Origin of the sequence: Bacteroides sp. MSK.18.37, from assembly GCF_019129155.2 — a bacterium.
Classification (GTDB): domain Bacteria; phylum Bacteroidota; class Bacteroidia; order Bacteroidales; family Bacteroidaceae; genus Bacteroides; species Bacteroides ovatus.
In genome coordinates this window covers 7,003,441-7,029,086 of the sequence record NZ_JAHOIB020000001.1, presented here as the reverse complement: position 1 = coordinate 7,029,086, position 25,646 = coordinate 7,003,441, and the positions used below count along the sequence as shown (strand labels likewise).

General features: G+C 42.4%; 21 protein-coding genes. 10 read left to right on the top strand and 11 right to left on the bottom strand.

Translation table 11 applies throughout. The features are described from left to right. Positions 1-64: 64 nt before the first annotated feature. From KSX81_RS27790 to KSX81_RS27765, 6 genes are all read right to left on the bottom strand, one after another. On the bottom strand, positions 65-655 hold the full coding sequence (locus tag KSX81_RS27790; protein WP_004305931.1) for a DUF4251 domain-containing protein: 591 nt from the start codon (positions 653-655) through the stop codon (positions 65-67). Positions 656-722: 67 nt separating this feature from the next. Beyond that, positions 723-2,150, bottom strand: a complete 1,428-nt coding sequence (gene nhaC / locus KSX81_RS27785; RefSeq protein ID WP_004296953.1) for a Na+/H+ antiporter NhaC — start codon at positions 2,148-2,150, stop codon at positions 723-725. A gap of 156 nt (positions 2,151-2,306) precedes the next feature. Continuing rightward, positions 2,307-2,741, bottom strand: coding sequence for a hypothetical protein (locus KSX81_RS27780; protein WP_004305936.1), 435 nt, complete (start codon positions 2,739-2,741; stop codon positions 2,307-2,309). Between the two features lie 46 nt (positions 2,742-2,787). Then, on the bottom strand, positions 2,788-3,963 hold the full coding sequence (locus tag KSX81_RS27775) for an MFS transporter (protein WP_217725638.1): 1,176 nt from the start codon (positions 3,961-3,963) through the stop codon (positions 2,788-2,790). 26 nt (positions 3,964-3,989) lie between these two features. Further along, a complete protein-coding gene (gene pbpC / locus KSX81_RS27770; protein ID WP_217725637.1) occupies positions 3,990-6,413 on the bottom strand; it encodes a penicillin-binding protein 1C in 2,424 nt (807 codons plus the stop codon). Positions 6,414-6,427: 14 nt separating this feature from the next. Continuing rightward, complete coding sequence (locus KSX81_RS27765) at positions 6,428-12,058, bottom strand: alpha-2-macroglobulin family protein (protein ID WP_217725636.1); 5,631 nt, start codon at positions 12,056-12,058, stop codon at positions 6,428-6,430. 99 nt (positions 12,059-12,157) lie between these two features. Between KSX81_RS27765 and KSX81_RS27760 the strand changes: the two genes are divergently transcribed. After that, positions 12,158-12,559 carry an FKBP-type peptidyl-prolyl cis-trans isomerase gene (locus KSX81_RS27760; protein ID WP_004296948.1) on the top strand — a complete coding sequence of 134 codons (402 nt, stop codon included), beginning with the start codon at positions 12,158-12,160 and terminating at the stop codon, positions 12,557-12,559. Positions 12,560-12,583: 24 nt separating this feature from the next. Here the strand turns inward: KSX81_RS27760 and KSX81_RS27755 are convergent, their stop codons facing one another. The 5 genes from KSX81_RS27755 to KSX81_RS27735 all read right to left on the bottom strand — a co-directional run bounded on the left by KSX81_RS27755 (position 12,584) and on the right by KSX81_RS27735 (position 16,803). Further along, entirely contained in the window at positions 12,584-12,970 is a 387-nt protein-coding gene (locus KSX81_RS27755; RefSeq protein ID WP_217725635.1) for a LytTR family transcriptional regulator DNA-binding domain-containing protein, read from the bottom strand. A 165-nt stretch (positions 12,971-13,135) separates the two neighbouring features. Next, on the bottom strand, positions 13,136-14,248 hold the full coding sequence (locus tag KSX81_RS27750; protein WP_004325522.1) for an AraC family transcriptional regulator: 1,113 nt from the start codon (positions 14,246-14,248) through the stop codon (positions 13,136-13,138). 128 nt (positions 14,249-14,376) lie between these two features. Next, positions 14,377-14,730, bottom strand: a complete 354-nt coding sequence (locus KSX81_RS27745; RefSeq protein WP_004296944.1) for a DUF1622 domain-containing protein — start codon at positions 14,728-14,730, stop codon at positions 14,377-14,379. 341 nt (positions 14,731-15,071) lie between these two features. Next, positions 15,072-16,082: a GGGtGRT protein gene (locus tag KSX81_RS27740; protein ID WP_004325523.1), complete on the bottom strand. Its 1,011-nt coding sequence runs from the start codon at positions 16,080-16,082 to the stop codon at positions 15,072-15,074. A 19-nt stretch (positions 16,083-16,101) separates the two neighbouring features. Beyond that, positions 16,102-16,803 carry an iron-sulfur cluster assembly scaffold protein gene (locus KSX81_RS27735; RefSeq protein ID WP_004296942.1) on the bottom strand — a complete coding sequence of 234 codons (702 nt, stop codon included), beginning with the start codon at positions 16,801-16,803 and terminating at the stop codon, positions 16,102-16,104. Positions 16,804-17,041: 238 nt separating this feature from the next. Between KSX81_RS27735 and KSX81_RS27730 the strand changes: the two genes are divergently transcribed. From KSX81_RS27730 to KSX81_RS27690, 9 genes are all read left to right on the top strand, one after another. Beyond that, entirely contained in the window at positions 17,042-17,446 is a 405-nt protein-coding gene (locus KSX81_RS27730) for an HsmA family protein (protein WP_004296941.1), read from the top strand. 600 nt (positions 17,447-18,046) lie between these two features. After that, a complete protein-coding gene (locus KSX81_RS27725; RefSeq protein WP_004296938.1) occupies positions 18,047-18,547 on the top strand; it encodes a DMP19 family protein in 501 nt (166 codons plus the stop codon). Between the two features lie 82 nt (positions 18,548-18,629). Further along, positions 18,630-19,385 carry a hypothetical protein gene (locus tag KSX81_RS27720; RefSeq protein ID WP_004319551.1) on the top strand — a complete coding sequence of 252 codons (756 nt, stop codon included), beginning with the start codon at positions 18,630-18,632 and terminating at the stop codon, positions 19,383-19,385. Positions 19,386-19,417: 32 nt separating this feature from the next. Further along, on the top strand, positions 19,418-19,963 hold the full coding sequence (locus KSX81_RS27715; protein ID WP_004296936.1) for a Yip1 family protein: 546 nt from the start codon (positions 19,418-19,420) through the stop codon (positions 19,961-19,963). 9 nt (positions 19,964-19,972) lie between these two features. Further along, a complete protein-coding gene (gene smpB, locus KSX81_RS27710) occupies positions 19,973-20,425 on the top strand; it encodes an SsrA-binding protein (RefSeq protein WP_004296935.1) in 453 nt (150 codons plus the stop codon). An 89-nt stretch (positions 20,426-20,514) separates the two neighbouring features. Then, positions 20,515-23,262: a methionine synthase gene (gene metH, locus KSX81_RS27705; RefSeq protein WP_004296934.1), complete on the top strand. Its 2,748-nt coding sequence runs from the start codon at positions 20,515-20,517 to the stop codon at positions 23,260-23,262. Positions 23,263-23,273: 11 nt separating this feature from the next. After that, the gene (locus KSX81_RS27700) at positions 23,274-23,873 is read left to right on the top strand and encodes a nitroreductase family protein (protein ID WP_004296933.1); all 600 of its coding nucleotides are present in this window, start codon (positions 23,274-23,276) and stop codon (positions 23,871-23,873) included. A 71-nt stretch (positions 23,874-23,944) separates the two neighbouring features. Further along, positions 23,945-24,070 carry a symporter small accessory protein gene (locus tag KSX81_RS27695; protein ID WP_004296931.1) on the top strand — a complete coding sequence of 42 codons (126 nt, stop codon included), beginning with the start codon at positions 23,945-23,947 and terminating at the stop codon, positions 24,068-24,070. Continuing rightward, positions 24,067-25,614, top strand: a complete 1,548-nt coding sequence (locus KSX81_RS27690) for a sodium:solute symporter family protein (RefSeq protein ID WP_004296930.1) — start codon at positions 24,067-24,069, stop codon at positions 25,612-25,614. Before KSX81_RS27695 ends, KSX81_RS27690 begins: the two co-directional genes overlap by 4 nt. The last annotated feature ends 32 nt before the right edge of the window (positions 25,615-25,646 follow it).

The following is a 25,646-nucleotide window of genomic DNA, read 5'->3' as shown; positions in this document are numbered from 1 at the left end:
CGCTACAAATGTACGCATTTTGCGCGATTTGTAGCGGAGTTATGATAAGATTCTTGTATCCGGATTACCAGGAACGTCCCTTGAAGATATTTGACTGGTCAAGCGGAACGATATTTCCGTTCAATGTCAGGTTGTTGTTGCTGAAGTTCGGGCTGATACTAACCGAAGCTGTATTGTTTCCACTGCTCATATTAATAAATACTTGAGCGGAGATGCCGATACCCTGAACACTGAATGAACAGTTCACATTTCCTTTTTTGTCGATATTCATCTTCATATCCGAAGAATTACCATCTACTGTCACACCACCGATTCCGTTAGGACCTGGGTAAGGAGTGTTGAAAGCAGTCTGTACGGTAGCTCTGTTGCCGTTCATCAGGACGAAGTTGGTGTTTGAAGTAACAAAAGCACTCATACCGTTGCGGAAGACAACCTGATTAGCTTCCAATACAAATTGCTTGTTTTTCAAAGCCTGTACAGCTTGTTGATAGGCTGCCATGTCCTGCACCTCTTCTTCGGCACGGAGTTTCGCTCTCTCTGCATCTCTTTGAGCTTTTCTTTCTGCGCGGCGTGCTGCTGCGTTACTTTCTTGTGCATACATCATTGTGCTTGCACTCACTAATACTAATGCTACTAATGCAATAAACTTTTTCATAACTTTTTTTTGTTTAGGTTTAATATGTTGTTCGTTTATTGCAAAAACAAAGTGTATGCCAGATTGTTCACGAACGTCGTGCAATTTTATATCCGATGGCTGCCACGGTGATACTCATTAAGGGACTGATAATGTTGAAAAAACAATAAGGGAGATACACAAGTGTGGGTACACTCAAGATAGTGGCTTGAGTCATTCCACAGCTGTTCCACGGGATCAATACGGATGTAACGGTTACTGCATCTTCCGTGGTACGGCTTAGTAAGCAACTTTCATACCCTTTCTTGGCATAAATATCGCGAAACATATTTCCCGTCAGAATAATACTGATATATTGATCGGCAGTGGTCAGATTAAGAAACAGACCGGAACAAACCGTCGCACTGACCACGCTGACTGTTTTCTTCATAAAGCGCACAAAGATGGAAGTGATACTTCCCACCATGCCGCTTGCTGTCATTGCTCCGCCGAAACACATGGCACATAGTATCAACCAAATCGTATTCATCATTCCTGACATGCCACGTGTGGCAATTAAATCTGTCAGAACGGCATTATCCGTGTGTAAATTTGTCTCTCCGTAGATAGTCATCATTAGTCCTTTAAACAGTGAATCGAATCCGGAAGCGGCAATTCCTGAAATTTCTTCCAACAAATCCGGCTGAAAGATCAAAGCAAAAACAGCAGCCAGCAGGGTAGACAGGAACAGCGTAACGATAGACGGCACTTTCTTCGCTATCAATATCCCGGTTGCTACGGGAACTATCAGTAGCCACGGAGTGATATGAAACTTTTCATTCAGAGCTGTTGCCACTTCTGCGATGTGTTGTGTATTGTTGGCATCATGAGAGAATCCTGCTACGGTGAAAATAATTAGCGTAATGACAAGAGATGGAACCGTAGTAATCATCATATAACGGATGTGACGGAACAAGGGAGTGTCTGTGATAGAAGAGGCCAGGATGGTGGTTTCGGATAAAGGAGATATTTTATCTCCGAAGTATGCTCCTGAAATAATGGCTCCGGCAATCCAGCCGTCTTCGAAACCTTGTGCTTTTCCGATACCCATCAGGGCGATACCGATGGTAGCAATGGTAGTCCACGAACTTCCGGTCATAACAGAAATCAATGCGCAGATGATGCAGGTAGATGCCAGGAAGAAACTGGGATGGATAATTTGCATCCCGTAGTAGATTAGCGTAGGCACTACTCCACTAATCATCCAGATCCCGCTCAACGCACCGATTATCAATAGAATAATAATGGCTGTTGCCACTCCGGCAATATTGTTGGTGATGGCGAGCTCATAATCTTTCCAGGGAATTTTATAGAACACCATACCGATAAGGATACAAATAGCTGTAGTGGTGAGTAGTGACACTTGGCTTCCGCCGCTTAGGGCATCACTGCCAAATGTGCGGATAGTGGCAAACAATAATAACACCAGTACAATGATCGGTATCAATGATACAATGGGAGAGGGGGCTTTCTTCATGTTGATTCTTATAACCTTTTATTTGTTTTCCGGCTACTGTTTTGTTTATAGCCGCGCAAAGATACAACAAAAAAGAATGAAATCTTTTGCTTCAAAACGTCAGGCAATAAAAATTATTATAAGTTTGTATTTGATTGGAATATGTATAAGACCGGCTCAATTAGCGAAAGTCTTACGCCTTATCCACCAGTAACGGATGAAAAGTACCCCTGTCAGGATGAGGGCAATGGATAATCCGGTATAGAAAACAGAAATGAACGTTTCGGGCAGAAGATGGAAGCTACGTATGGTAATTCCCAGAGAAATCATGAAGATCATTGTAATCCAACTTTTCACATCGAAAAAGGAGAACGGGCAATTTTTGTGTTCTTTCTTTTGTTCGATTCGCTGGGTATGTTTATAATAAAGCCTTCTGAACACCAGAACGAAGAATAACAAGAAAACGACGGTAGCTTCTCCTATTTTGAACATCCAATCTTGGGAGGTGTTTAACCAGGTTACAATTCCTATTCGCAGAATATTCGCACCGGCTATAATCCAGACGGTGCCGGCTGTGATAAGTAAGATTTGTCTGTTAACTCCGTATTTCATTGGCTTTTTTATTGTAATAAACGGTTTGACCGTCCGTTTTGTTGACTCACTTCTTGTAGAAAGTCGTAATTAATAAAGAAATTCCGGTTAAAACGACTCCGGTACCGATAACTCCGTGCCAACCATACAGTTGCCAAAAGCTGCCCGCCAGAAATGTTCCCATTGAACCGCCAATAAAGTAAGTAGTCATGAAAACTGTATTGATACGGTTCGAAGCGCGCGGGTCTAGTTCGAAGATACTTGTTTGGTTGCTAAGTTGGATGCATTGCATCCCTATGTCAATGATGATGATTCCGGCAATGATACCAATAAAAGTGTTTTCACCGATGAAGAACAGTAACCAGGCAAAGAGAATCAATCCGCAACCGATAAAGTTAAAGTGGCGTACACCTACTTGCTTTACGTATCTTCCTACGAAAGAAGCAGTCAATGCTCCGGCCACTCCGCAAAGTCCTAGCATACCGATTACGTCGCTGTTGGCGAAGAACGGGGCTTGTCCCATTTTAAAAGCCAGACAGGACCACATGGCGAGGAGGGAACCGAAATTCAGTGCCGCCCGGATCGAATAAATGCGCAGTTGCGGGTATTCTTTCACTAAGGCTAACAGAGATTTCATCAGGCCGCTATACTTTCCCTGAAAGTTGGTCTGAATGTCAGGAAGGACTTTTAATACAACGATTGCGCAGATAAACATCATGCCTGCAGCGATGTGATACATTTCCCGCCAGCCAATCAGTTCACCGATAAATCCGCTGACGACACGTGAAGCCAGAATGCCGGTCAATAGTCCTGATAAGACAATCCCTACATTCCTGCCTTTATTTTCCGGACGGGAGAACTGGGCGGCTATCGGAATGAATATTTGTGGAATCATCGAACAAACTCCCGTGAGGAATGAAGCGATAAGTATCAAATGAAAATTGTGCGTCAGGGCGATAGTCAATAGGGAGAATATCAGAACGGTGAAGTTGACCAGGATGATTTTCTTACGCTGATATAAATCTCCCAGAGGGGTGATAAACAACAATCCTGCCGCATAGCCTATTTGCGTGACCATGGCAATCAGGTTAGTTCTGAACTCTGATATGCCAAGTTCATGGCGTATCATATTTAATAGAGGTTGAATATAATAGATGTTGGCTACCGAGACACCGGCCACAATAGCAAGTGTCCAGAGGATAGATGCCGGTAGTCCACCGTTTTCTTTTAATGGCTGTTTCATGCGGCAAAGATAATAAAATAAGATGTTTATTCGATGAAGAAAGTGGTGGAAACTGTGTTACCTTCTCCGTCTACTGCCGTCAGGGAATGTTTGCCGGGAGCAGGTTGCAGGGAAATTTTGTGGAAATCCTGTGTCTGTGTCTGATAGGTGTCGTCGAGATGCCAGAAGATAGTGGCATTGGGATTGCTGTGTGCCAGTTCCACCGTGATAAAGCCTTTGCTGCCGTCCAATTGCTTGGGCAGCTTGATGTGGGCGTTCATCGGAGGGTAGATGAACTGCATGGGTTGGAAAGAATCTTCTCCGCAGCCGGCTTTGAAAGGTGGCAGCGGTTTATATTCCGGATGATGCTGTTTATAGTACCATTCCCATACGGGCGGCAGGGCAAACCATGATTTCTGAATGGTAGGTTCCGTGTTTGCACAGTTTTCATAGATGCGGTGGCTTTCGTCGGCGGATAGTGTGACGAGATGATGGTAAGGACAAGCCTCTGTCCGTAATCCGACGGGAAGGATCAGTACGGTGTCGGTTTCTTCACAGAAACGTCCTTTCAGATGACCGGATTGACGGCATATTTCTGCATCAACGAAAATTCCTGTGGGACGTTCGAACCAGGGTGAAGATGGGAGATAATTGAATATATCGAATAATACGGGACCGGCTGTCTGTGCACCGACCAATCCGGGTTTTCCTTCTCCGGTTGCATTTCCTACCCATACGCCTACTGCATAGCGGGGAGTCACGCCAACGGCCCAGGCGTCACGGAATCCGTAACTCGTTCCGGTCTTCCATGCGATAGTCTGCATTGAGGGGATTGATTTCCAGTCAATTTCTTCAGGGCGGTTGACTTCTGTTAAGGCGGAAAGGGTGAGCCAGGCCGCTCCTGCAGAAATGACTCCTTCTGAAATAACTCCTTCTAATATATCCTTTCTCGAAGTTGTTTTTCTTGAAATGGTCTTTCCTGAAGTAACTTTTCTTGAACCATCTCTTTCCGAAACTGTCTTTTCTTCTGTTCCCAGTAGTATCTGCACTTCCTTTTCTTGGGGAAGGTCGTTGGAATGACTGTTGGAGAGGCTTCGTCCCATTTGTGCATAAGCATTCGTCACATCCCATAAAGTAGCTTCGGCACCTCCTAAAATGAGTGATAATCCATAATGGGAGGCTGATCGGTTGATAGTCTTGAACCCCATTTGTTGCAGCATGTGATGAAATTTGGGTACTCCATATCTTTGTAACATGGTGACAGCCGGGATATTCAATGAGCGGGCAAGAGCTTCGGAAGCGGGGACGGCTCCTTCAAACTGCAGGCTGAAGTTTTGTGGAGTAAAGCCGTTGATATTAACGGGTACGTCCGGTAACAGCATTTGCGGTAATAGACTTCCCTCCTGTAGCATGGCACCATAGAGAAAGGGTTTTAAAATACTGCCTGTACTTCTGGGAGCTTGAATCACGTCTACTTGATTCCCCCCTTGCTTACGGTCGAAATGTACATTTCCGCAGTATGCTACCACTTGATTGGTGGGAATGTCTATAATTAGGATAGCCAGGTTACGGATATCACTTCGATTAAATTCATTGCTCCACCGTTCCGCCAAACTCTCTATATGGGTTTGTATTCCTTTATCGATGGTTGAGCGGGTATATAATCCGTTTCTTTCTTGATAAAAGCGGGTAACCAGGTGGGGGGCTATTTGAGGAAGAGGATGTGGTTCGTCGGGTAACGGTTCGCTGATAGCCAATTCATAGGTGGACGCATCAATAATCTCTTCTTCAAAAAGTTGTTTTAATAAACGGTTGCGTTTGGAAAGTAGTATTTTTCGTCCTTTGGATAGATGAATCATGGCGGGGGCATTGGGCAGGACGGCCAGCATGGCTGATTCCGCCCATGATAAATCTTCGGCAGAATGACCGAAGTAGCGCCAGGCAGCAGCATCCAGTCCTACTACATTTCCTCCGAATGGTGCATGGGAGACATACATGGATAAGATTTCCTCTTTGGAAGTCCGAAACTCCAAACGGGTAGCCCAGATCATTTCGATGACTTTCTCTCCGATAGTTCTGGGTTTGTTCCGGGCGAGACGGATGGTCTGCATGGTAAGGGTACTGCCTCCGCTTACAACACGTTTATTCTTTAAATTCTGATAGAGTGCTCTTCCGGTAGATAGCGGATTAACTCCCCAATGGTGGTAAAAGTGTTTATCTTCAAAGGTAATAAGACATTGCTTGATTTTTTCAGGTGTTGTCTTTCGGGGAGGAAACCGCCATTGACCATCCGAAGCGATACGTGCTCCCAGTAATTCTTCGTTTCGATCAGTCACAACGGTGGAGTAGGGTACATGAAACAGTTGCCGGGGAAGGCAAAAGATGTATCCTATCATCAAAAGAGCAATGCTTATTGTCATTACTTTCTTAGTAACAGATAATCGTTTGAAGAATTTATATATAGGATTCATTTAAATGTTAAAAGCTATCGACTGACAGTTGTTCTTCCCGCTTTGCTGCGTGCCTGTACGTTTACATCATACATTGCTTCACATTGAACGGCAGGAAGAATAAAGTTACCTGCATAAGTTGCTTGTAGTCTGACAGTGAATACTTTTGTTTCACCACGACGCAAATTGAAATAAGTTAATACCCTGTCATCGCGTATATCCAGATAATTATATTTGCTGACGGATTTACCGGAACCGTCGGCTGCTACGCTTTCCGTTTCGGGGGCAACCATTCTTTCGTTGTATATTTCCCAACCGGACGGTATGATATGCGTCAGTGCCAGATTGGTGTAATCGGAAGTTCCGCTAATATTGGATATGGAGGTGATAGCCATAAAGTCAGTTCCCTGTATAATATCATTGACAGAGATCGGTGTACCGTTCAGGTTGGCATATCTTATATCCATGCGAAGATTGTCGCTGATGGCCGGTAATGTATCGTTCAACAACTGTGTGCGTGTGATAAGGTCTACGCTAAGCGCTCCTTTTCCTTGATTCTTCACAGCAATCATACCGGATTTGGGAGTGGTGGCGATTTCCTTTTCAAACACAGCTTTAGCCGATTTCACGGCAGGTTGTTGTTTGTCGTTCCATGTCCATACGAAATCCAATGTGCCTGACAGCTTTTCAGCCAGACGTCCCATTGCCATAAGAGCAAAAGCGGTGGATTGTGTACTGAACCACTCCTCTTGTGACAGATTCTTTGAAACGACTTTTGCCTGCTGTAAAGCATCCCGTTCCCGGTTCATCAGGATCAGTGTTTCCAGAATCATAGCTTCATCACGGTCGGAGGAACCGTAAATCTGATTCATGGAAGAGTAGGGGCTTACTGTTGTTTCCGCATTATACACCAGTTCTTCAGCCGGTTTCATCTTTCCGGTCAGTGCATAGGTTGCTGCCAGTCTCCATTTAGCCTGAATGGATAATCCTGCCTGTTCTTTCATCCGGTTCATGGCCCCATATTCCGGTGCTCCTGCCAATGCAAGCGTATATAAACGGAAAGCCTGTTGCAATTCCGACTGCCATTGTTGCCAGCCGCTTGCATCCTGCGGCATCCGCCAGTTCTGTGCGGCAGCACGTTGGAAACGCTTCCACTTGTTCAATACGTTCGAATGAACGGCGTATCCTTTTTCTTGTGCCAGTGTCAGGAACATTCCTGCATAAGAACTGATCCATTCGTCGGCAACAGCATTTCCCGGCCAATATACAAATCCGCCATTGGGGAGTTGACGACCATAAATCTGCCGGATAGCTTCCTGTACATTTGTCTTTATCTTTTCGGCTTCTATCTTATCTATTGTTTTGAATTGGCCGACAAACAGAAGAGGCAAAGCCTTGGAAGTCAACTGTTCCGTACAATGGTGCTGATAGTTGTATAAGAAGTCGAACCGGCGGCTGATATCAACCGAAGGTATGCGTGATACTTCCAGCTTTATCTGGTTATTTGCAGAAGAACTGCTTAGATTGTATGAAAGTTCTTTGCTTTGTCCGGCTTCTGCCCATTGACTGTTGCGCAGGGTTACTATCGGATTCGGGTTGCGTACTTCTATTTCAATGGTTTCTTTAGTTTGTTGTCCGCCACCATTGGCTGTCAGATGGATGGTAGCCTTTCCTGTTTTACTACTTGTTTTTAAAGTAAAGGACACAAGCTGGTCACCCGGTTGGCTAAATTTGAGCGACTGTTGGTTAGCCCCTACAATCTGTACTCCTCCACCGGACGCCTGAAGTGATACGGTTACATTCTTCACTTGATTTTCCATCGCAAAGATATTTACCGGAACGGTGATTTCTTCCTGAATACTAAGCACACGGGGCAAGGTGGACAACATCATTAACGGAGTCCGTACGAAAGCCGTTTTTTCCGCATTGCCGTACGCTCCCTCTTGTCCGGCAACTACCATGGCACGTACCGAACCTACATACATCGGAAGTTTCAGCGTATGCGTCTGGCTCTTACCTTTTCCCAGATAGAAAGGACCTATAAACTTGACTACCGGTTTGAAGCGGTTTGCTTTTGCATCGGCAGGTTTTAATGTGGCGTCTCCACCCGTACTGAAAAGTGAACTGTAACTTCCGGCGGAAGCTCCCAATACATTATCATACATATCCCATGTCCGGATGCCGAGTGCTTCGCGTGAATAGAAATCATTCCATGGATCCGGGGTCTTGAAATTGGTAAGATCCAGCAAACCGTCGTCTACAATAGCTAATGTATAAGTCATCGGTTTTCCGGTTTTTTCGCTGACGGTCACATTGAAGTTGGTTTCCGGGCGTAACACTTCCGGCATCTGTATCTGCGGTTGCAACACCGTCTGACTGTTAGTGACAAACACCGGAACAACGCCGTACATACGGATAGGCAGGTCATTGACTGTTTGCGCGTGAGACTGTAACAGACTGATATGCAGATATACATTCGGAGTCATCTCCGGTGTAATCTTGAATGTATATTTCGTATCTCCTCCGTTGGAAACCTCTATCCATTCTTGTCGTAATACGGTAGAACCGTTTTCTATGGATACCAGTGCACGTCCTCCCGCTGCTGCAGGAATGATTGCTGTGGCTGTTTCTCCTATTTCATAAGAATCTTTGTTCAGCGAGAAAGCAAGCATTTTGATACCGCTAGGATCAGTCTTGCTCGAACGTCCCCGCCATTCCGGCCAGTCAACATAAACTGTACCTCCGGTGGCATGTCCACTCTCTTTATCTTTCACGTAAACCAGGTAGCGTCCCCATGACGGATAATCGATACGGAATTTGAAAGATGCTTTTCCGCCTCTTGTCTGTAAATTGCCGCTGGCAACAGGAGTGATGGAACTGTTGTTGATATACGTTCCGAAAGATTCACCACTGTTTTCCCACCACCAACTCCAGCCGATGCGGTATATTTTGTATTCCAGATTAGAACTGTTCACTAACTGTCCCTGCGTGTTTACAGTTACAATATCGAATACATGATCTTTGTCAGTTTCAATATATTTGCCTTTTGGCTGGTTCAGATTGATACCGACATAAGAGGTGAATGGTGAGAATGGAATTGTTTGAGTGTAGATGCTGGCATCTCCTCCCGGTTCGAACACGCGGGTGGTGAAAGTGGCGTTCAGCATACCCGGCGCTTCCGTTGCGGTCGGAACTTTCAGCATGACATTTGCTTTTCCTTCTGCATCCAGTGTGCCGTCAAATATATCTGTTTTGATAGTCGTGAAATCCGTAGCCGGATTGTTAAAGATATATTGTCCGTAATTCTTAAACTGTGTATTCACTTTCGATAAAGACATTTCTACTTTGGCTTTCAGTTTGGAGGCAGTTGCTCCTGTCAGCCAGGTTGAAGTGAGTGGGGCATAGAAATTCTTGTCCGTGGCTTGAAGCACCTTCGGCAATGCCAGATTTATTTTCAAGCGGTTGGGCTTTATGGTTTCGATACGCAGACCTTTGTGGAAGGTGGTTCCTCCCACCTTAATATACGCATTCCAAAGTCCGGTCGGGTCTGTTGCCTGTGTCGGAACGTCGAATGTATAGAATCCGTTCATTCCTTGTGTTGAAATCATTTTTGTGTAGAACTGTCCTCTCGGATTGTAAATCTCCAGTGCTACGGGATGCTTGTCGGGGATTCTCTTTTCGCGGTCTTCCAATATAAAGGAAATGTGCAGCGTGTCTCCCGGGCGCCATACTCCTCTTTCGCCATATATAAATCCTTTCAGTCCCTTTTGAATATCTTTTCCTCCCACGTCGAATCTGCTGACGGACTGTTCTTCACCGTCCACAACGCGGACGTACGCTTTTTGCTTGTCCGATTCTGCCACGATAATGAAAGGCACACCGTTCGGAGTGATTTCAACGAATCCTTCTCCATTGGTTTCTCCTTTCCCTATGGGTTGTAACTGGAAATTATACGCTGTTACCTGTGCTTTCCCTATCGGTTTTGTATCCAAAATATTACTAACGGCAATCCACAGTTTATTCAGTGAGTTCCGTTTTACAATCATTCCCAGGTTGGAAGCAAAAACGTTGCAGGCAGCTGCCCGGTCTGAATCCATATAATAAGACGGATGGCAGGGGTTGTCGCGTTCCGTCCATCGGTACACACTCCAGTCCATTGTTCCGCCATTGTAATAATAGTAGGCTTCGGGGGTATTCCAGATTGCTTCATCTTCTTCGGACAAAACACTTCCACTTACTTTGGTCAGCCCGTCGGAGGTGCTGCTGTCGGCGAATTTCATATCCTGATTCTCGCCTCCTCCACAAGGATAAGCGGAGTATTCCTGACGAAATGAAAGTATGACACGATAGATGGCACCCGGTTCCTGGTGGATTAATCCGGCAAGGTCTATCGAGTAATCTCCCCAATGATGAATGTCTTTGGAAGCATCTTTGGCAAGCCATAATGTTTTCTTGTAAACCAGTCTTCCAGAACGGCGTAGCTCATTGCCCGAGGCCAGTGAATTGGTTTGCATAAACATCAATACATTGTTCTCGAAAATGCGGATCACGCTCAAATCCACAGCGTATAGGTTGACAGCCCTGAAAGGAATAATCAAACTTTTCGAATCGGGCAGGATAGCGGCGGTAGTAGACATTTCCACTTGTGGTTTCAGACTTACTTCACTGAATGAGATCGTATGAGAAGTTCCCAATGCTTTACCTTGACTGTCTTTGACTCCTTCATGGATATTCAACGTAAGTTTGTTCTGTGTGTTTGCTTCGAAATATATAAAAACTCTGTTCTCACTGATTTGGAAGATCGATGAGGAGATTTCCGGGATCTCAATCAGTCCTTTTAAATCTTGAGTAGTGGATAAGGGAGCGGAGAAAACAATCTCGATTCCATTTTCCGGTTGGTCGATGCGTTCGGCAGACATAAAACGAAAACAATCTTTCGCTGGTATCAGCACTTCTTCACTTTGTTTACGGTCGATGCCGGCTGCGTTGCCGTTGGCTGTGATAGTCAAGGGGTAATCATCTGCTTCTCTGGGGATTTGTCTGATACTAAACAAATACCGGGTATGATTGTCGGTTGCGGTGACTTCCACCGGATAACTCTTTTTTCCGTCACTGGCAGTCAGCATCTTTTCTACCTCTTCCTTTTTCACTACGTCGCTGAAACGTATCTCTCCTTTAATATTTATTTCATTCGGTTGGGTAGCTGTAATCGGCAATGATTCCAGTTGCAGGGTGAAGTTACGTTCCTGTACACGGAATGAGAAGTTGAACTCTTTCAGCTTTTTGTCCACTTCGATGAAGTCTCCGAGCCGGAAAGTTCCTTCGTAAAGTGTTCCCGGTTTCAGCGCTCCTTCTTCGGGCACAAATTCAATGGTATTGTTGCTAACCCAATATGCTTTTCCTTTTAATGAAGGTGAGAAACTGAACGGATTGCTTTTTAACTCATTGTTCATATCCACCATGGGTTGGTCGTGGGTCAGTTCTATACGTATGGTCGAATTTTGCGAGATGACTCCTCCCGTATACGCATTTACATACGGTGCATAATCGGCAGAAGGAATGATGTCTTTTTGAGTGCGTGTGCATGAATATAGGCCCACAGTCATCATGATAAGTAAGAATAGTCCGGTAGCACTGATGCTACGTGTAGTCTTTGTTTGTCCCATAGTGAGAAGTTTTTTATAGTTCAACAAACAAATATACAGTTTTTATGCTAAATCCTTTGTTATTCTGATTATTTTTGCAAGTTCTTAATCAATTTATTTATGGGGAAAAAGAAAGAATACAAAGAGGCCAATCGGCGATTTTTGAAAAAACTATCTTTTCAGGAAGGTGTTTTCGCGTTGCCGTGTGGAATCTATTACAAAGTTTTGGAAACTGGCGAAAGTACGATTTCTCCGGGTGCACGGAGCATTGTTACCGTGCATTACAAAGGAAGTCTGATTGATGGCCAGGTGTTTGATAATTCTTATGAGCGTACTTGTCCCGATGCCCTACGTCTTAGTGATGTAATAGAAGGGTGGCAGGTGGCACTTCAGAAAATGCATGTTGGTGATAAATGGATTATTTATATTCCTTATGCAATGGGATACGGTATCAAATCTTTTGATTCTATTCCTGCCTACTCGACATTGATCTTCGAAGTGGAATTGCTTGGTGTTGCATAGAGCATAAAGATGAGCTATACACAATCAGATACATGGATATTTTTCTTTTAGCTTTTTCATAAAAGACTTGCTTACTTGTAAAAGTTCCATCTCATTAAATGGAGGAAGCAATATGCAATTGTTGTCTTCAATCGAAACCAGATAGCTTATATTGATAATGTGTGACTGGCTAATCTGGATAAGATAGGGATGCAGACTCAATATCTTTTGTGAGTTTGTATTTCTTTTGAGTGCCAGGGTATGATTATTATTTAATACAGCTTCCCATAGTTTACTCTTGGAGTTATACCGGAAATAGCCAATCTGTTCTAAATGGATTAGTTGCAAGTTTCCAGTAATGGTAGTATATAAAAAGATCTTTTCTTCTTGATGTTTTTCTGTGTTGGTGTGATTACAATTGTCAATATTCATATTCTATTTATCTTAGTATTCGATTAATCTGTTGATGATGCCAACGTCGTAGTTTTATTTTGCATCAAAAGTAACGGATTGCTTTTAGCTATAAAAATAAAAAGTGTCTCATTTCTGAAATGAGACACTTTTTACTATTAAAAATTGTGCTTTTAAAAAAGGAAATTATTGTTCTACTCTTTGATTCTCAATGAATTTACTGGGTGATACACCATACTTTTCTGAAAAGTTACGATAGAAAGTTGCCCGGGAGGTGAAACCGCATGCAAACATCAGTTCTTTTACATTACTCTTTGGATTTTCGGCGGCTAACTGTCTGAAATATTCCAGTCGAAGATAATTAATGTATTCCCGGAAACCTGTAAAGCCCTGACTTTTGATTGCTGCTGAAATATCATGTTCCTGTTTATTCAGGGACTTGGCTAAAAGTTCTATATTATACCGTTGATCGGTATAGGGATGCTGTTCCTGAAGATAGGCTTCAATCGTTGAGAAGAGCGGGAGAGTAGGAGATGGCTTTCCAGCTTGTAGCATTATAGTGCTTTCCGTATTCTTTGCATTATGAATCATGTTTATATGGTTTGAAAACGGATTCTCATAACGTAAATATTGTATGGAGAATAAGACCGTAAAAACGATTGCCATAATGCCGAACAGATTGAAAACAAATTCATTGATATTTAGAGTGAACAAAATGTATATCCCTAAAAATACGAATAGAAAACCGATGAATAGATACATGTTATTATTTATCCTGCGGTAGGTCTTGTTATTCATCATCGGATAAATAAGAAGAACGAGTGGGGTAAAAACGGATAACAGGAATATGCAAGCCCTAAGCTTGACATCTATTTGATGGATATTCGGAATAATTTCATCTATGGAGTGGATGGGAGTGATATTCCCATTGAAACCTAAATAACTGATTCCTACAGTTATCGTAATGATGGGTAATAATAGAAAAGTAAATATTCTGAAATGGTTCAGATAGCCCGGTGATAAAGAAGCGATAGGGAACAGGGCTACAATATTTGCTAAAGCATACCATTTGAGCATTTTCTCAATGTTGAGCAATTCTGTGAAGTTGTATTCCGGAGTGTCTGTGACAATTGTCAGCCATCCGATATTTTCCCATGAAAACATAATACCGATGCCAGTTGCTATAATTCCCCAATATAATTTCGGATAATTGTCTTTAGCACGTATAATAAGGATGATTCCTATAATTAACGCAATCAGATCAAGTGTAAGCTCAATAGATAGATGTGTAATTCCCATTTTTTTGACGTGTTTCTATTCCTTGCCAGTCAGTGTGTAAATGTTTCCCGTACAAAGGTAGGCAAAATAGAAATATCAGGCAATAAAAAAGATATGGCTTTGGAGAAACTTAGTTGTGCGGCGATATGCTATATTTCTTTCGCTGAATCATTTTCGGCCAATTCTTTGATCTCTTTATTCAAAAATACAGAAAGCACAGTTCTTACTACAACCACTCCACCCAGGATTGCCAATTCGTCCAACGTTGGATCAACCACAGTTTTTAGTATGTCGGAAGCAATTAGAAATTCCAATCCAAGCAAAAGGTAAGTGCCAAAATCCGCCCTCAACTGCCGTATATTGTTAACCGTATATGTTCCGTTGAATCGTTTTATTTCATTGCGTAAAAAGGCGATGAAGCAGACTAATACTCCGTAAGTGACAATTAGCAGACTAATAACACTGATAATAGTGGCAAGTGTATTTAAGAATGTGAGTAGCATTGTTGTATAATGTTTTAGTATCTGTTATGTAAACAGGCGAAGTCATACAAAAGTTCTCGAATTAGCTACATTATTTGCTCTTACAGGTTTATATTTGTATATTCAAGTTAAAAGCTACCTATTTGTCCAGTTTAAATAGTGTCTGGAGGGTATTCAAAGTGGGTTGAAAGTGGATGTAAATCAAACACTGATTGGTACAAAGGAGAAAGAAAAGATGATATGGTTTATATGAAGTAATACATTTCTGAATAAATTTATCCATATCAAATTATTACAAATAAAAAGAACTCCTGTAATCTTAACGATTACAGGAGTTCTTTATCTATATAAAGTAACCTGAATTACTTACCTAAAGCCTGAGCAACATCAACCGCACAAGCTACTGTACATCCTACCATCGGGTTGTTACCAATTCCTAGGAATCCCATCATTTCTACGTGAGCAGGAACTGATGAAGAACCAGCGAACTGTGCATCAGAGTGCATACGACCCATCGTATCCGTCATACCATAAGAAGCAGGACCGGCAGCCATGTTATCCGGGTGAAGAGTACGACCTGTACCACCACCAGAAGCAACAGAGAAATAAGGTTTGCCAGCAAGAACACGTTCTTTCTTGTAAGTACCAGCAACTGGGTGTTGGAAACGAGTCGGGTTAGTAGAGTTACCTGTGATAGATACGTCTACACCTTCTTTCCACATGATAGCTACACCTTCGCGAACGTCGTCAGCACCATAACATTTTACTTTTGCACGAGGGCCGTCAGAGTAAGCGATTTCGCGAACAACTTTCAGTTCACCTGTGAAATAATCGAATTGAGTCTGAACATAAGTAAAGCCGTTGATACGAGAGATGATCTGAGCAGCGTCTTTTCCAAGACCGTTCAGGATGCAACGCAACGGTTCTTTACGTACTTTGTCTGCTTTTGCAGCGATTTTGATAGCACCTTCAGCAGCAGCGAAAGATTCGTGACCTGCCAGGAAAGCGAAACATTTAGTTTCTTCGCGCAGCAACATAGCAGCGAGGTTACCATGGCCGATACCAACCTTACGGTCGTCAGCTACAGAACCCGGGATGCAGAAAGCTTGCAGACCGATACCGATAGCTTCAGCAGCTTCAGCAGCGTTTGTGCAACCTTTCTTGATAGCGATTGCACTACCTACCACATACGCCCATTTTGCATTTTCAAAACAGATAGGTTGAGTTTCTTCACACGTTTTATAAGGATCAAGTCCATGAGCTTCACAGATAGCGTTAGCTTCTTCGATATCTTTGATGCCGTTAGCGTTCAAGGCAGCGATAATCTGTTTGATACGACGGTCTTGGCTTTCGAATTTTACTTCTCTAATCATAGTTTCTTTCCTCCTTATATTATTCGTGACGTGGATCAATAGATTTAACTGCTCCCTGTTCTGCTGTTACGCGTCCATAAGTACCTGTAACTTTCTTCAAAGCTTCGTTAGCATCAGTACCTTTCTTGATTTCGTCCATGAACTTACCCATGTGTACGAATTCGTATCCGCAGATTTCGTCGTTCTTGTCCAAGAAGATTTGTTTGATATAACCTTCTGCCATTTCAAGGTAACGAGGACCTTTAGCCAAAGTACCATAAAGAGTACCTACCTGGCTACGCAGACCTTTACCCAAGTCTTCCAAACCTGCACCGATAATCAAACCACCTTCAGAGAAAGCTGATTGAGTACGTCCGTATACGATTTGCAAGAAAAGTTCGCGCATTGCAGTATTGATAGCGTCGCAAACAAGGTCAGTGTTTAATGCTTCAAGAACTGTTTTACCCGGAAGGATTTCAGAAGCCATAGCAGCTGAGTGAGTCATACCAGAGCAACCGATTGTCTCGATCAAGGCTTCCTGGATGATACCTTCTTTAACGTTCAGTGTCAGTTTACAAGCACCTTGTTGAGGAGCGCACCAACCGATACCGTGTGTCAAACCAGAAATATCAACGATTTCTTTAGATTTTACCCATTTGCCTTCTTCGGGTATGGGAGCCGGTCCATGGTTAGGACCCTTCTTTACAACACACATGTGTTCCACTTCGTGTGAATAAGTCATAATTAGCTCTTTTTTTAAGTGATATAATTAAAAATACGTAGTCACGATTCTCTAAATCGCCCACAAAGGTAGTCGATTTATTTGTTTCTGCAAATCGCCTTTTATTACTTTTTTGTGAAAAGTGACAAATCTGTTTACGTTTTTTTGTCGTTTGTAAAGTCGGGATTGCATTTGTGAAAGATTGAGACCGGGAGAACTATCTATTCTTTGCTTTGTTGTTATTAGAAAAAGAAAATTTATGGAACTGAATCAAGTAGATATACATTATTTAATAGCGGCAATTTGCGTTATTTCATCTGCACTTATTTTTTATACGATAGGTGTTTGGGGAGAACGTCTTCAAAGGAAATTAAAGTTTTGGCATCTCATTTTCTTTCTTCTCGGGTTGTTGGCTGATACGGTGGGTACAAGCCTGATGGAGCATATTGCCGAACTGACTCATCTGCATGACGAAATGCATACGGTGACAGGGGCAATTGCTATTCTTCTGATGTTTGTACATGCGTTATGGGCGATATGGACCTATGTGAAGGGAACGCCTATAGAAAAGAGACATTTTAATCGTTTCAGCATTGTAGTTTGGTGCATTTGGCTTATACCTTATTTAATAGGGGTTTATTTGGGGATGCGATTACACGTATAGGATTAGGCAGCAGATAAATAGGGGAGAGGGATTATTCCGCTAAAAGCTTACGTTATTTAGTTCAAAAGGATACAAAAATGAGGGTGTTCGGAGAGGGGTGTACAAAGCGCTGAAACGCCCACCAGTAAAGGGGGAAAAGCCAATGAAAACCAGTAGAGTAGAGAAGAGAAGAGTAAAGAAGAGTAAGTAAAAGTATTATTTCTGTTATAAACAACAGCAATAATACTGGGCAGAGAAGATGGCTTTGGATGCTGCCGTTGTCGGTTCGGATCACTTCGTCGGTACCGTTTCTGTTCCCGTGTCCCTCATGAACTGTTCGTCCGGCAGATGACCGACTTTTGTCTGGTAGGTTGTTGATGCTCGCCCGGTAGGTAACGGACATTCACACGGTAGATAACCTACGTTTGTACGTTAGGTAAATTCTATATTATTTCACGGGCTACCGTTTCAATACTTGTTTGCTAAAGTATCATTTGCTTCAAAACCGTACCGGAAGGAATGAAACGGATTGATAATTGTTTTTAGTAAGATTGTAGGCGTATCATTATTAGATATGGGATTAAAGTTGTAACTTTGTTGCTTCAAATATTAAATGAAGATATGATCGAAGTTTTAGAGTCTGCTTTACAGAAGGCTGCGGGTGAAGGAATGGATGAATTTATCCAAGCGTTTACAGATAAATATAAAGAGATTGTCGGTGGCGAACTAACTGCCGAAACAATGCCTCTGCTGACAGGAGAACAACATTCTTTGCTGGCATATCAGATTTTTCGTGATGAAATAATGGTTGGTGGATTTTGCCAATTAATTCAGAATGGCTATGGTGGCTATATCTTTGATAATCCGTTTGCGAAAGTGATGCGTTTGTGGGGAGCGGAAGAATTCTCTAAATTAGTTTATAAGGCTAAGAAAATCTTTGATTCCAACCGGAAAGACTTGGAAAAGGAACGGACGAATGATGAATTTATGGCTATGTATGAGCAATATGAAGCTTTTGATGAATTGGAAGAGACTTATTTGGAGACAGAAGAGCAAGTAACAGCATTGATTGCGAGTTACGTAGATGAACATTTGGAACTTTTTGCAAAAATAATAAAGTAAAGGATGCAGTATTTTTTAAGTACTTGCATTTATTAATTATGAATTAGAATTTATATCTTTGCAAAATCTAAAAAATATGTTTATGAAACAGATGAAATTTTTCTTGGTGGCTTTGATGGCTGTGGTTATGGGTGTGTCGGTTACTTCATGTATGAATGGAGATGATAATAGTGGACCACGAACTTTGAGTGTCATTGCAAAACTGGATTCTTATGGTAGTAATTTTAAAATGATAGATGGGACTAAGTTGGTTCCTACTGATCCGACTAGCATTATGCTTTTGAATTCAGGAATGTACATTGTTAATGGTCAGTATAATGTAGAAGATGTGAATGTTAATGCAGCTTCTATAACTTTTACATTGACTTCAACTCCTACCAATATTGATGGACCGAGCGTAACTTCTACACCGGATGATGCCGATGCAACAATGTATGCTTTGAATTATGAGAATACATATTATCCTTATTTCTTTGATAAGAATACATTAATTCTTCCTGCAATGTTTCATTTTAAAAACTCATCAGTATCAACTGAATTAGAAGCAGAGTTGAAGAAACATAAATTTATTCTTTCATATGATGCGGAAAAAGTCGCTGAAGGTGGTGAAACATTAGATTTGTATGTGAATCATATTATTACTGAAGATAAAGATGAAACTCGTACATCTTACACAGTAAGCTATCAGGCTTATGATTTGTCATCAGTATTACATCAATTTACAAATCTGAAAAAGATTATAGTGCATGCTCAAGTAAATACTTCGTCTAATAAATTGGATAATTCTAGTACAAGAGAAGAGAAATTTGAAATAGATTATTCAAAGATTTCACAATAACATTGAACTACAAAGAACTATTTAACATAGCAATGAAATTGATTTCCTCTCCGGCCAAGGCCTGGGAGGAAATTTCTATGGAAGAGGATAGGCGAAAAGTATATATAGCTTTTGTCTATCCTATGATTGGTTTATGCGGTCTGTCCGTATTCGTCGGTTCGTTATTGACGAATGGATGGGGAGGTCCGCAAAGTTTCCAGATAGCTATGACCAATTGTTGTGCCGTAGCTGTAGCCCTGTTCGGTGGCTATTTTCTGGCAGCTTATGCCATTAATGAAATGGGAACAAGAATGTTTGGTATGCATAGTAATATGCCGTTGACACAACAGTTTGCAGGATATGCATTGGTTGTGCCTTTCCTGCTTCAGATAGTAACCGGACTGTTACCTGATTTTAGAATTATTGCTTGGTTGCTGCAGTTCTACATCGTCTATGTGGTATGGGAGGGAGTTCCTGTACTGATGGGAGTAGAAGAAAAACAACGATTAAAATACACCCTTTTGTCGTCTGTATTGTTAATACTATGTCCGGCGGTGATACAGATCGTGTTTAATAGACTGACGGCTATACTTAATTAATGAGTAAAGATGAAACAACCTCCTGTAAATATAAAGAATAAACGGGCTACGTTTGATTACGAGTTGATAGATACCTACACAGCAGGTATCGTATTGACCGGTACGGAAATAAAATCCATTCGTTTGGGAAAAGCCAGTCTGGTAGATACGTTTTGCTATTTTACGAAAGGCGAATTGTGGGTGAAGAATATGCACATCGCCGAATATTTCTATGGATCGTACAATAATCATACGGCACGTAGAGAGAGGAAGTTGTTGCTTAATAAAAAAGAATTGGAAAAACTTCAGCGGGAGATGAAAAATCCCGGCTTTACGATTGTCCCTGTACGCTTGTTTATCAATGAGAAAGGTTTGGCGAAACTGGTCATAGCTTTGGCGAAAGGTAAGAAAGAGTATGATAAACGGGAATCCATTAAGGAGAAAGACGACCGTAGAGATATGGCAAGAATGTTCAAGCGGTAAGTAAAAAACGCTATAAGATAAAACGCCGGACTACGAGAGGTCTGGCAGATGTTGGCAGAGTGGTAATTAGGTATTAATGTGATAGGGTAATGAAAAAGACAATTTCTCAGATCGTATCCGAACGCATCCTTATTCTGGATGGGGCAATGGGTACAATGATTCAACAATATAATCTCAAAGAAGAAGATTTTCGTGGTGAACGTTTTGCGCATATTCCCGGACAGCTGAAAGGGAATAATGACTTGTTGTGTCTGACACGTCCCGACGTGATTCAGGATATTCATCGTAAATACCTGGAAGTGGGTGCGGATATCATCGAGACCAATACATTTAGCTCAACCACAGTTTCTATGGCTGATTATCACGTAGAAGAATACGTACGTGAGATGAATCTTGCAGCCGTAAAATTGGCTCGTGACCTTGCTGACGAGTATACAGCCAAGAATCCAGATAAACCACGTTTTGTGGCCGGCTCCGTAGGACCTACCAATAAAACCTGTTCTATGAGCCCGGACGTGAACAACCCGGCTTATCGTGCTTTGAGTTACGACGAACTGGCTGCATCCTATCAGCAACAAATGGAAGCAATGCTCGAAGGTGGGGTAGACGCCATTCTGATTGAGACAATCTTTGATACCCTAAATGCCAAAGCTGCAATTTTTGCTGCCGAACAAGCCATGAAAATGACAGGCATAGAAGTGCCGATCATGTTATCTGTAACAGTGTCTGATATTGGCGGACGAACATTGTCCGGACAAACATTGGATGCATTTCTGGCTTCTGTGCAACATGCCAATATATTTTCAGTCGGTTTGAATTGCTCATTCGGTGCCCGTCAGTTGAAGCCGTTCCTGGAACAGCTGGCATCCCGTGCACCTTATTATATTAGTGCCTATCCGAATGCCGGGTTACCGAATAATCTGGGTAAGTATGACCAGACACCTGCGGATATGGCTCATGAAGTGAGAGAATATATTGAAGAAGGATTAATCAATATTATTGGTGGCTGTTGTGGTACGACAGATGCTTATATTGCTGAATATCCCGCCCTTGTAGAAGGAGCTAAACCACACGTTCCTGCCTCTGCGCCGGATTGTATGTGGCTCTCCGGACTTGAACTGTTGGAGGTGAAGCCGGAAATAAACTTTGTGAATGTCGGCGAACGTTGCAACGTAGCCGGTTCGCGCAAGTTCCTTCGTCTCATCAATGAAAAAAAATACGATGAGGCTCTTTCTATCGCCCGCCAACAAGTGGAGGACGGTGCTTTAGTGGTCGATGTCAATATGGATGACGGATTGCTGGATGCAAAGACAGAGATGACTATTTTCCTGAATCTTATCATGTCCGAACCGGAAATAGCCCGTGTTCCGATTATGATCGATTCTTCCAAATGGGAAGTTATTGAAGCCGGACTGAAGTGTCTTCAGGGCAAATCAATCGTCAATTCTATTTCTTTGAAAGAGGGAGAGGAAGTTTTCCTTGAACATGCCCGAATCATCCGGCAATATGGAGCCGCTGCTGTGGTCATGGCGTTCGACGAGAAAGGACAGGCAGATACAGCCGCCCGTAAAATCGAAGTTTGCCAACGGGCTTACCGTCTTTTGGTTGACAAAATTGGTTTTAATCCTCACGATATTATTTTTGACCCCAATGTGCTTGCTGTAGCTACGGGGATTGAAGAACATAATAACTATGCTGTAGATTTTATTGAAGCTACCGCTTGGATAAAGAAAAATCTCCCTGGTGCACACATCAGCGGAGGAGTCAGCAACCTCTCTTTCTCTTTCCGTGGCAACAATTATATCCGTGAGGCCATGCATGCAGTGTTCCTTTATCACGCCATCCAACAAGGAATGGACATGGGGATTGTGAATCCGGGAACTTCCGTATTGTACACTGATATTCCGGCTGATGTCTTGGAAAAGATAGAAGATGTTGTCTTAAACCGTCGTCCGGATGCGGCGGAACGGCTTATCGAATTAGCGGAATCTCTGAAAGCAAACATGAGCGAAACTGCCGGACAACCGGCTGTCAAGCAAGATGCCTGGAGAGAAGGAACTGTTCAGGAACGTTTGAAGTATGCCTTGATGAAAGGAATCGGAGATTTTCTGGAACAGGACTTGGCAGAGGCATTGCCTCTTTATGATAAAGCAGTTGATGTAATTGAAGGACCGCTGATGGATGGAATGAACCATGTTGGTGAACTGTTTGGTGCCGGTAAGATGTTTCTTCCCCAGGTTGTGAAGACTGCCCGCACCATGAAGAAAGCCGTAGCTATCTTGCAACCGATCATTGAATCGGAAAAAGTGGAAGGAAGTGCTTCGGCAGGTAAAGTGCTACTGGCAACTGTAAAGGGGGATGTGCACGACATCGGAAAAAACATTGTAGCTGTAGTGATGGCCTGCAATGGTTATGATATTGTAGATTTAGGAGTAATGGTTCCTGCAGAAACCATCGTTCAGCGTGCTATTGAAGAAAAGGTAGATATGATCGGGTTGAGTGGACTGATTACTCCATCTTTGGAAGAAATGGCTCACGTGGCTGTTGAACTTGAAAAAGCAGGTTTGGATATTCCTCTTTTGATTGGTGGAGCCACTACATCGAAGATGCATACGGCATTAAAGATTGCTCCTGTTTATCATGCTCCGGTAGTACACCTGAAAGATGCTTCCCAAAATGCAAGTGTCGCTTCCAAATTGCTCAACCCGCAGGCAAAAGCCGAGCTGGTGAATGAATTGGAAACAGAATATGAAGCACTCCGTGAAAAGAGTGGGCTGATGAAGCGTGAAACTGTTTCGTTGGAAGAAGCACAGAAAAATAAGTTGAACCTGTTTTAAACATTGTCACAATGAAAAAGATTTTCTCTTTCTTATGTCTGATTGTAGCAGTCACTGCTATGACCTCCTGTTCTTCTGCAAAAGAAGAAAAAGGAACATCCGGAACCGGAAATGCTGTGTTGGATAATATTTTCGAGCGCAAAAGTGTGCGTGCTTATCTGAATAAAGGAGTAGAGAAAGAGAAAATCGACTTGATGCTTCGTGCCGGAATGGCTGCTCCTACGGGTAGGGATATCCGTCCATGGGAATTTGTGGTAGTATCTGATCGTGCCAAACTAGATTCAATGGCAGCAGCACTTCCTTATGCCAAAATGCTGACGCAGGCCCGTAACGCCATCATCGTCTGTGGAGATTCAGTACGCTCGTCATATTGGTATTTAGATTGTTCTGCAGCAGCACAGAATATTTTGTTGGCTGCTGAAAGTCTGGGATTGGGTGCTGTATGGACAGCGGCCTATCCTTATGAAGACCGTATGCAAGTAGTGCGTAAATATACTAACCTGCCCGATAATATTCTTCCGCTTTGTGTCATTCCTTTTGGCTATCCGGCTACAAAAGAGAACCCGAAACAGAAATTTGACGAGAAAAAGATACATTATAATCAGTATTAGTAAACAAAAGTTTTGTCTTTTCAATAATTTCCTTACATTTGCGTCTAAATTGATTAAAATCTGATACGCAAATGTTTGGAATAGACGACCCTTTTATTATTCTGCCTTACCTGCTTTCGGTGGTATGTGTGATTTTTGCTGCCTGGTTTGGGCTGAAATATTGGAATAAGGACGACGAAAAAGACGAAACCCGATGAATACATTTACTCTTGGACTAATTGTGGTAGCTTATCTGCTGTCACTGGCCTACCTCGGCTTTTTGGGATATAAGAAAACAACGAATACCAGTGACTATTTGGTAGGCGGACGTCAGATGAATCCTATCGTAATGGCACTTTCTTATGGTGCTACGTTTATTTCTGCATCTGCTATTGTAGGTTTTGGAGGAGTGGCGGCTGCTTTTGGAATGGGTATTCAGTGGCTCTGTTTCCTCAATATGTTTGTTGGGGTGGTTATAGCTTTTATCTTTTTCGGTTTGCGTACCCGGCGTATGGGGGCGAAGTTGAATGTGAGTACTTTCCCTCAATTATTAGGCCGTCATTTCCGTTCCCGTAATATACAGGTATTTATTGCTGCTGTTATTTTCATCGGAATGCCGCTTTATGCAGCGGTTGTAATGAAAGGTGGAGCCGTATTCATCGAACAAATCTTTCAGATTGATTTCAATGTTTCCTTATTGATATTTACCTTGGTTATTGCTGCTTATGTCATAGCAGGGGGAATGAAAGGAGTAATGTATACAGATGCTTTGCAAGGAGTTATCATGTTTGGCTGTATGTTATTTCTGTTGTTTTCTTTGTATCAGGTGCTTGATATGAACTTTATCGAAGCTAATAAAGAATTGACTGCCATTGCTCCGCTAGTTCCGGAAAAGTTTAAAGCGCTAGGACATCAAGGATGGACTGCAATGCCCATCACAGGTTCTCCACAATGGTATTCGCTGGTAACTTCTCTCATTTTAGGAGTAGGAATCGGCTGTCTTGCACAGCCGCAGTTAGTGGTTCGCTTTATGACCGTGGAGAGTAGCAAGCAGTTGAACCGCGGTGTATTTATCGGTTGTTTCTTTCTGATTATAACAGTAGGGGCTATCTATCATGCTGGAGCCTTGAGTAATCTTTTCTTCCTGAAAACAGAAGGAGCGGTTGCTACCGAAGTTGTGCAGGATATTGATAAGATAATTCCATATTTTATTAATAAAGCGATGCCCGACTGGTTTGCCGCACTCTTTATGTTGTGCATCCTTTCAGCTAGTATGTCTACGTTAAGTTCGCAGTTCCATACGATGGGTGCTTCGGTAGGCTCTGATATTTACGGAACTTATAAACCCCGTTCACGGAATAAACTTACCAATGTGATCCGTCTGGGCGTATTATTCTCTATCCTGGTCAGCTATATTATTTGTTATATGTTGCCTCATGATATTATAGCCCGCGGAACTTCTATCTTTATGGGAATTTGTGCAGCCGCTTTTCTTCCGGCCTATTTCTGTGCTTTATATTGGAAGAAAGCTACTAAACAAGGTGTCATGGCAAGTCTTTGGGTGGGAACAATCGGCAGTCTGTTTGCTCTTGTGTTTCTTCATCAGAAAGAATCTGAAGCATTAGGTATCTGTAAAGCGTTATTCGGACGGGATGTGTTGATTACCACTTATCCTTTCCCTGTGATTGACCCGATATTATTTGCCTTACCATTATCTGTATTGGCTATTGTCGTAATCAGTCTGATGACCTATAGGAAATAAGTATTAGGTATTACACCTAATACTTAATACTT